The sequence below is a fragment of the Methylobacterium trifolii genome (assembly GCF_022179685.1).
Classification (GTDB): domain Bacteria; phylum Pseudomonadota; class Alphaproteobacteria; order Rhizobiales; family Beijerinckiaceae; genus Methylobacterium; species Methylobacterium trifolii.
Genome location: NZ_BPRB01000277.1, coordinates 1 through 7873, shown reverse-complemented (window position 1 = coordinate 7873; position 7873 = coordinate 1). Strand labels below are relative to the sequence as shown.

Annotated in this window: 7 protein-coding genes; all 7 read right to left on the bottom strand. The window is 69.9% G+C overall.

Annotated elements, in window-relative coordinates; genetic code table 11:
- Positions 1-73: 73 nt before the first annotated feature.
- The gene (locus tag COGEMETH_RS21770) at positions 74-1312 is read right to left on the bottom strand and encodes an L-dopachrome tautomerase-related protein (RefSeq protein ID WP_238184768.1); all 1239 of its coding nucleotides are present in this window, start codon (positions 1310-1312) and stop codon (positions 74-76) included.
- A gap of 85 nt (positions 1313-1397) precedes the next feature.
- On the bottom strand, positions 1398-2570 hold the full coding sequence (locus COGEMETH_RS21765) for a zinc-dependent alcohol dehydrogenase (RefSeq protein ID WP_238184767.1): 1173 nt from the start codon (positions 2568-2570) through the stop codon (positions 1398-1400).
- A gap of 143 nt (positions 2571-2713) precedes the next feature.
- The gene (locus COGEMETH_RS21760; protein WP_238184766.1) at positions 2714-3211 is read right to left on the bottom strand and encodes a cupin domain-containing protein; all 498 of its coding nucleotides are present in this window, start codon (positions 3209-3211) and stop codon (positions 2714-2716) included.
- 216 nt (positions 3212-3427) lie between these two features.
- On the bottom strand, positions 3428-3934 hold the full coding sequence (locus COGEMETH_RS21755) for a GNAT family N-acetyltransferase (protein ID WP_238184764.1): 507 nt from the start codon (positions 3932-3934) through the stop codon (positions 3428-3430).
- 71 nt (positions 3935-4005) lie between these two features.
- The gene (locus COGEMETH_RS21750; RefSeq protein WP_238184761.1) at positions 4006-5106 is read right to left on the bottom strand and encodes a microcin C ABC transporter permease YejB; all 1101 of its coding nucleotides are present in this window, start codon (positions 5104-5106) and stop codon (positions 4006-4008) included.
- 9 nt (positions 5107-5115) lie between these two features.
- Complete coding sequence (locus tag COGEMETH_RS21745) at positions 5116-7014, bottom strand: extracellular solute-binding protein (RefSeq protein ID WP_238184759.1); 1899 nt, start codon at positions 7012-7014, stop codon at positions 5116-5118.
- Positions 7011-7873 (bottom strand): ABC transporter substrate-binding protein (locus COGEMETH_RS21740; protein ID WP_238184758.1); only part of this gene is annotated, 863 nt, incomplete at its 5' end. The genes COGEMETH_RS21745 and COGEMETH_RS21740, both read right to left, overlap by 4 nt.

Here is a 7873-nt window from a genome sequence, read left to right as displayed (position 1 = left end):
GCCGGCTTCTTCGCCTGAAGGTGCCGGGCCGGCCGAGGCGGGAGGTTTTTGGCCTCCCGCCTCGGCCTCAGTGTCAGCGCGGCTGGGAGGCCTTGGTCGAGCCCGTCGCCGTGGCGGCCGGCTTGATGCTCCAGAGTTCGGTCGGCAGCGCGGCCGGGGCGCCCGCCTTGAAGAACGCGGAATCCTGGATGTGCGAGGTGGTGACGTAGAGCGTCCCGTCCGGCCCTTCGCTGAGGGTGTCCGGCCAGCGCAGCCGCTGGTCCTGGACCAGCACCGTCAGGCCGGCATCCGGGCTCGACAGGTCGCGCACCTTCACCGAATCGTCCTGCGGCGAGGTCACGTAGAGGCGGCCGTCGCTGCGCAGGACGATCAGCCCGTCCGCCGGCCCGTTCTCGCCGACCTTGGCGATCTTGCCCGACAGGCTCCGGTCGGTGAGCGTGTCCGGCACGATCCCCGCGGTCGCCCAGCCGGTCAGCGCTTCGGTCGGAAGGCTGTAGAGCGTCCGGCCCTTGATCGCCTGCCAGTACAGCGTCCGGCCGTCCGGCGAGAGGGCGATGCCGTCGGCGGAGAACTCGACGCCGCGCCCGTCCGGCCGGCGCAGGGGCTTGCCGTCGTAGGTCACGGTCACGCCCGGATCGGGCATGGTCGAGGGGTCGCCCGCGAGCAGCCGCCGGGCCTTGCCGGAGGCGACGTCCACGACGATCAGCGCGCCCTCGGCGCCGGAATCGGTCAGGTAGGCGGTCTTTCCGTCCGGCGCGATGCGCACGTCGTTCAGGTAGGAGCCCTGCGGGGCCACCGACACGTCGAAGGGGATCGTCTGCACCACGGTGTCGGTCTTCAGGTCGATGGCGACGAGCTTGGGGCCGTCCTTGACGACGGCGGCCATGGCGGGTGCGGCCGCATCGACCACCCAGAGCCGCCCCTGCGCGTCCGCCACGACGCTCTGGACGCAGACGAAGTGGGTCTTGGGGTCGACGTCGTCCTTGCGGGCGTTGCGCCAGGAATTCCACTCCGCGTCGGGGAAGGGCACCGGCCTGCCGTCCTTCAGCTCCGCCACCGAGACCGGCGCGTCCTCGGTCCAGCGCGGGAAGTTCACGAAGATGCGTCCGTCCTTCGAGACCGTCACGCCCGTGACCTGATGCTCGAAGCGCGCGACCTGGGTCAGGGCGCCGGACGACGGCGCGGCGGCGAGCGTGGATGGCGTCGCGGCCGTCTCCTGCGCCAAGGCCGGCAGGGTGGCGAACGGCAGCGCCGCGGCCATGGTCGCGGCCGTGAGGGCGGGCAGCGTCGCGCGCCGGGTCGATGGGGTCATGCGTGTCGAATCCTGATGGGTCGCGTGTCGGCGATGAATGATCGCCGGGCCGCCGGCGACGTGCCGGCGGCCCGGTGGGAGCGTGTCAGTTCGGGTGGAACACGACCTTGACGCAGCCGTCCCGCTTGTCGCGGAACGCCTTGTAGAGGTCCGGCCCGTCCGCGAGGTCGGTCGAGCGGTGGGTGATCATCGAGGTCATGTCGAACCGGCCCTCCTGGATCAGCCTGGTCAGGGGCTCGAGGTAGCGCTTCACGTGGGTCTGGCCGCTGCGGATGGTCAGGCCCTTCTGGACGACCGAGCCCATGTTGATCGGCACGGGGCCGCCGTAGACGCCGGGGATCGAGACCACGCCGCACGGGCGCACCGCCCGGATCGCCTCGGTGAGCACGTAGGGCCGCTCGGTCGAGGTCAGCTTCTCCTGGATCGTGCTGATGACGCCGGCCAGGCCATGGCCGGCGGTGGCTTCCATGCCGACGCAGTCGATCACGCCGTCCGCCCCCTCCCCCTTGCTGATCTCCTTGATCCGCTCGAACACGTCCTCCTGCATAAAGTCGATGATGTCGGTCGCCCCCGCCTTGCGGGCGAGCGCGATCCGCTCGGGCACCGTCTCGATGGCGATGATGCGCTCGGCCCCCATGATCCTGGCCGACTGGATCGCGAACAGGCCGACCGGGCCGGCGCCCCAGATGGCGATGACCTCGCCGCCCTTGATCTCGCAATGCTCGGCGCCCTGCCAGCCGGTGGGCAGGATGTCGGTGAGGAACAGGACGGACTCGTCGTCCATGCCCTCGGGCACCTTCATCGGCGCCACGTCCGCCATCGGCACGCGCACGTACTCGGCCTGGCCCCCGGCATAGCCGCCGGTCAGGTGCGAGTAGCCGAACAGGCCGGCCGTGGTGTAGCCGAACTGCTCGGCCGCCATCGCCGCGTTGCGGTTCGAGCGCTGGCAGACGGAATAGTTGCCGAGCTTGCACTGGCGGCATTCGCCGCAATTGATGTTGAAGGGCACGACCACGCGGTCGCCCTTCCTGAACTTGGTGAATCCCTGGCCGACCTCGACGACCTCGCCCATGAACTCATGGCCGAGCACGTCGCCGGCCTCCATGGTCGGCATCTGACCGTCCATGAGGTGGAGGTCGGAGCCGCAGATGGCGCAGGACGTCACCTTGACGATGATGTCGCGGGCATCCTCGATCCGTGGATCGGGCACCGTATCGCAGCGGATGTCGCCCTTGCCGTGCCAGCAGAGTGCCTTCATCGGGCCGTCTCCGGATGTATGATGTCGTGCCGCAGGGATGCGGCCACATCCGGGAAAGCCTGCGGACCAACGGCCAAGTTCCGCCGCCTCGGACCGGATCGTGAGACCGCGGGAGCCCCGGGTCCGTCGGGCCCGCCGGCGGGTCAGTCGGATGCGCGGCTCGGGTCGTCTGCGGGGTTGACGTAGTTCAGGCCGAACGGGCCCGTGCCGTTCACCTGAAGCTCGACCGGCTCGTCCGTGGTCCACAGCGCGTGCGGCATGTCCCGGGGCAGGAACACGAAACCGCCGGCCCGGAGCTGCTGGCCGGCCGGCCTGTCGATCGTCCTGCCGTGCGCGTGGTGGATCGAGCCCGTCAGGATCGTCAGCGTCTCGGCCTGGGAATGGGTGTGCGGCGCGATCACGGTGTTTGCGGGAAACCTGATGCGCAGCACGAACGGCCCGGATCGGGTCGGATCGCCCGAGACCTGGCTGATCTGCGTGCCTTTCGGCAGGTTCGGCGGTCCGGGCCGATAGACGATTCCGGCACCATCCGGCACGGTGACCATGCCGTCCGTACCGTGGCCCACGGCATCCTGCGCGTGGCCTGCGCTCCCGAGCACAGCCATCAGGCCTGCGGCAACCGTCCAGCCACCTGCTCTCATCGATCGTTCTCTCCGCTTCGGACGATGCCGCCGGCTCACGAAGACCGGCAGACCGTCGATCCGCTTGGTTCGGCCTGATGGGGAAACCCGGATTCCGCGTTCCGCATCAGGCCGTCGTGCTCTACCGCGCGCACCTGCGTGCGGTTCCAGCGAGCGCGGGCGGAAGGGGTTCGATACCGTCCCCGCAAAGCCAGAGCCGCCCGCGCCGGAGTCGGCTCAGCGCGCGCGCGCGGCCGTGACGATCCCGCTCACCCGCTCCGAAAAGCCCGCGGCGAGTTCGAGCCGGAGGAAGCGGGCGGGGTCGACCGGGCCGGGCAGGCTCAAGCGGCCGGGGGGCACGGGGGTGAAGCCGAAGCGGGCGTAGAAGGGGGCGTCCCCCACCAGGACGACGAGCCCCTCCCCGGCCGCGCGCGCCGCCTCCAGGGCCGCCCGCATCAGGCCCGATCCGACGCCGCGCCCGGAAAAGCTCGGATCGACGGCCAGCGGCCCCAGCGCCAGGAAGGCCGGCCCTTCGGCCTGCACCGGGCTCATCCGCACCGAGCCGACGAGGAAGCTGCCGACCGAGGCTGTGACGCTCAGGGCGTCCGCATGCGGCACGCCCTCGCGCAGGCGGTAGGCGGTGCGGGCGAAGCGCCCGGGGCCGAAGGCGCGGGCGTGCAGGCGGCCGATGGCCGGCGCGTCGTCGGGATGCTCGGGCCGGATGACGAGGGAGAGTGCGGACATGGCTTTGTCGGAGTGGACCCTGGGTGGCCGACCGGCGATGAGTCCGGCCACCGAACGATCCTACTCTCGGCTCAGGTCGCGCGTGCGGAAAAATCGATGCGCGGATCGATCCAGACGTAGATCAGGTCCGAGAGCAGGTTCACGGCCAGCCCCATCAGCGAGAAGATGTAGAGGGTGGCGAACACCACGGGATAGTCACGGCCCACGATGGCGCGGAAGGACAGCTCTCCAAGGCCGTCCAACGAAAAAATCGTCTCGATCAGGAGCGAGCCGGTGAAGAAGGCCGAGATGAAGGCGCCGGGAAAGCCCGCGATCACGATCAGCATCGCGTTGCGGAAGACGTGCCCGTAGAGCACGCGGGATTGCGAGAGGCCCTTCATCCGGGCGGTGAGGACGTATTGCTTGCGGATCTCGTCGAGGAACGAGTTCTTGGTCAGAAGCGTCGCGGTGGCGAAGGCGCCGATGACCAGGGCGGTGAGCGGCAGCACCATGTGCCAGGCGTAGTCCGTCATCTTGTGCCAGGCCGAAAAGCCCTCCCAGCCCTCGCTGGTGAGGCCGCGCAAGGGGAACCACTGGAAGAAGGAACCGCCGGAGAACAGGATGATCAGCATCAGGCCGAACATGAAGCCCGGCACCGAGTAGCCGATGATGACCACGAAGGAGGTCCAGCGGTCGAAGCGGGCCCCGTCCGAGACCGCCTTGCGGATGCCCAGCGGGATCGAGATCGCGTAGGACAGGAGCGTCATCCACAGGCCGAGCGAGATCGAGACCGGCAGCCGCTCCTTGATGAGTTGGATGACGGTGACGTCGCGGAAGTAGCTGCGGCCGAAATCGAAGCGGACGTAGTCCCAGAGCATCTTGGCGAAGCGCTCGGGGGCGGGCTTGTCGAAGCCGTACTGCTTCTCCAGCTTGGCGATGAAGTCCGGGCTCAACCCCTGCGCGCCGCGGTAGCGGGAATTGGCCTCGCCGCCGGCCGGGCGCCCGCCCCCGCCGAGGTCGCCCGCCCCGCCGGTGATGCGCGAGAGCGAGCCGTCGCCCTGCCCCTGCATCTGCGCCAGCACCCGCTCCACGGGACCGCCGGGGGCGAACTGCACGATGGTGAAGGTGATCAGCATGATCCCGAACAGGGTCGGGACCATCAGGCCGATGCGGCGCAGGATGTAGCCGAGCATGTCGCTTTCCTACAGCCTGCCGATGCGGGCGGCCCGGTCGGCGTCGAACCACCACACGGAGGGCGCCCCGAGGTCGTATTTCGGGCCGTTGGCGGGACGGCCGTAGATGTCCCACAGGGCGAGCCGGTGCGCGCCGGAATACCACATCGGCACCCAGTAGCGCCCGGCCCGCAGCACCCGGTCGAGGGCCCGGCAGGCGGTGGTGAGGTCGGCCCGCGACTTTGCGTCGGCGATGGCCGTGAGCAGGGCGTCCACCGCCGGGCTCGCGATGCCGGCCATGTTGTTGGAGCCGGGGGTCCCGGCCGAGCGCGTGCCGAAGGTCTCGCGCATCTCCCCCCCCGGCGTCACGCCGCTGGCATAGCGCCGCGAGGTGAGGTCGAAGTCGAAGTCGTTGAGCCGGGCCTGATACTGCGAGGCGTCCACGGTGCGGATCGTGCCCTTGATCCCGAGCAGCCCGAGGTTGCGGATGAAGGGGTGGGTGTGGGGCTCCAGCACCGGGTCCACGTCCAGGAACTCGATCTCCAGGGCTTTTCCCGCCAGCCGCAGGGTCCCGCCGTCGCGGACGCAGCCGGCCTCGCGCAGCAGCGCGTCGGCCCGCTTCAGGAGCGCCCGGTCCTGGCCCGAGCCGTCGGAGGCGGGTGGGGTCCAGGCCTCGCCGAACACCTCGGGGGGCAGATCCTTCAGGGGTTCGAGGAGGGCGAGTTCCTCGGCCGAGGGTTTGCCTACGGCCTTCAGGTCCGAGTTCTCGAAGAACGAGGCCGTGCGCGTGTAGGCGCCGAACATGATGTTCTTGTTGGTCCATTCGAAGTCGAAGCAGAGGCCGATGGCCTCGCGCACCTTCGGGTCGCGGAATTGCGGGCGGCGGGTGTTGATCCACCAGCCCTGCATGCCCGACGGCCGGGCGTCCGGCACGGTCGTGCGCACGACGCGTCCCTCCGCCACGGCCGGAAAATCGTAGCCGGTGGCCCAGACCCGGGCGGTGAACTCCTCGCGAAAGGTGAAGGCGCCGCCCTTAAAGGCCTCGAAGGCCACGTTGCGATCGCGGAAGTACTCGTAGCGGATCTGGTCGAAGTTGTTCTGGCCGACCGAGACCGGCAGGTCGGCGGCCCAGTGATCCGGCACCCGCTCGAACTCGATGGCGCGGCCCACGTCGACCCGGCCGACCCGGTAGGGGCCCGAGCCCAGCGGCGGCTCCAGGCTCGACGCCTCGAAGTCGTGCTTTTCGTAGTACGCGGCGGAGAAGATCGGCAGCTGCGCCACGATCAGCGGCAGGTCGCGGGCGCGGCCGGCTGCGAAGCGCACGACGACGGTGCCGTCGTCCTCGGCCACCGCGTCGGCCATGTCGCGGATCACCTGGGAGATCTCCGGGTGGCCCTTGTCCCGCAGGAGCTTGAGGCTGAAGGCCACGTCGCGCGCGGTCAACCTGGAGCCGTCGTGGAACGCGGCCTGGGGCCTGAGCCGGAAGGTGTAGACAAGCCCGTCCGGGCTGGCCTCCACCGAGCGGGCGACCAGCCCGTAGAGGGCGTCCGGCTCGTCCAGGGCCCGCACCATCAGGCTGTCGAAGGTCAGGTTCATCCCCGCCGCGCCGTCGCCGCGCAGGACGTAGACGTTGAGGGTGTTGAAGGTGTTGCCGGACTGGTTGCCGAAGGTCGAGGAGAGCTGGCCCGAGAAGCGCCCGCCCCTGGGCGCCATCGGGTTCACGTAGTCGAACCGGGCGAAGTCCTTGGGATATTTGAGCTCGCCGAAGCTCGACATCCCGTGTGACTCGCCGTGTGACTCGCCGTGCGACTCGCCGGGCACCGCGCCCCCGGCCTGCGCGGAGCCGGGGCGGGGCAGCGCCAGTCCGGCGACGAGCGCCCCGGTGCCGAGGAGGACGCCGCGGCGCGACGCGGTGCCCCGGACTCTCAACGGGGTGCCCCTGTCCTGGCGGCCGCGGCCTCGTCGTACCACCAGGTCGTCGGGAAGCCCGAGCTGCCGTAGAGGGGCAGGGTCGCGGGGTGGGCGAAGCGGTTCCAGCGCAGGGTCCGCGAGACGTTCGAAGCCCATTGCGGCACCACGTAGTCGTGGGCGAGCAGCACCCGGTCGAGGGCGTGGGTGGCGGCCAGCACGCCGGGCCGGTCGGCGGCGAAGACCACCTTCTCGATCAGCGCGTCGATGCCCGCGTCCTTGATCCCGGCGATGTTGCGGGTGCCGGGCTTGTCGGCGGCGGCCGACCCCCAGTACTCGCGCTGCTCGTTGCCGGGCGAGAGGGATTCCGGCCAGCCCGTGGTGGTGACGTCGAAGTCGAAGCTGCGCATCCGGTTCTGGTACTGCGCCTGGTCGATCACCCGCAGCGAGGTCCCGATGCCGATCAGCTTGAGCTGGGCCGAGAACGGCAGGATCACCCGCTCGAAAGTGTTCTGGAACTCCAGGAACTCCACCGTGAGGGGCTCGCCGCTGGCCTTGTTCACCATCTTGCCGTCGCGCTGCTCGTAGCCGGCCTCGCGCAGGAGCCCCACCGCCTCGCGCAGGTTTTTTCGTACCGCGTCCGGAGTGTCGTTGACCGGGTTGCGGTAGGGCGTGGTGAAGACGGAGGCCGGGACCTTGTCCTTGACGCCCTCCAGGATCGCCTTCTCGTCGCCCTCCGGCAGGCCGGAGGAGGCCAGCTCCGAGCCGAAGTAGTAGGAATCGATCCGCCTGTAGAGGCCGTAGAACAGGGCCTTGTTCATCTCCTCGAAGTTCATGGCGAGGTTGAAGGCCCGCGTGCGCCGGGCCTTCAACCTCGCCA

Bases quoted from the DNA above. Each gene is read 5' to 3' on its own strand.
- COGEMETH_RS21770 (WP_238184768.1), bottom strand. From the start codon at position 1,312: ATGACCCCATCGACCCGGCGCGCGACGCTGCCCGCCCTCACGGCCGCG.
- COGEMETH_RS21765 (WP_238184767.1), bottom strand. From the start codon at position 2,570: ATGAAGGCACTCTGCTGGCACGGCAAGGGCGACATCCGCTGCGATACG.
- COGEMETH_RS21760 (WP_238184766.1), bottom strand. From the start codon at position 3,211: ATGAGAGCAGGTGGCTGGACGGTTGCCGCAGGCCTGATGGCTGTGCTC.
- COGEMETH_RS21755 (WP_238184764.1), bottom strand. From the start codon at position 3,934: ATGTCCGCACTCTCCCTCGTCATCCGGCCCGAGCATCCCGACGACGCG.
- COGEMETH_RS21750 (WP_238184761.1), bottom strand. From the start codon at position 5,106: ATGCTCGGCTACATCCTGCGCCGCATCGGCCTGATGGTCCCGACCCTG.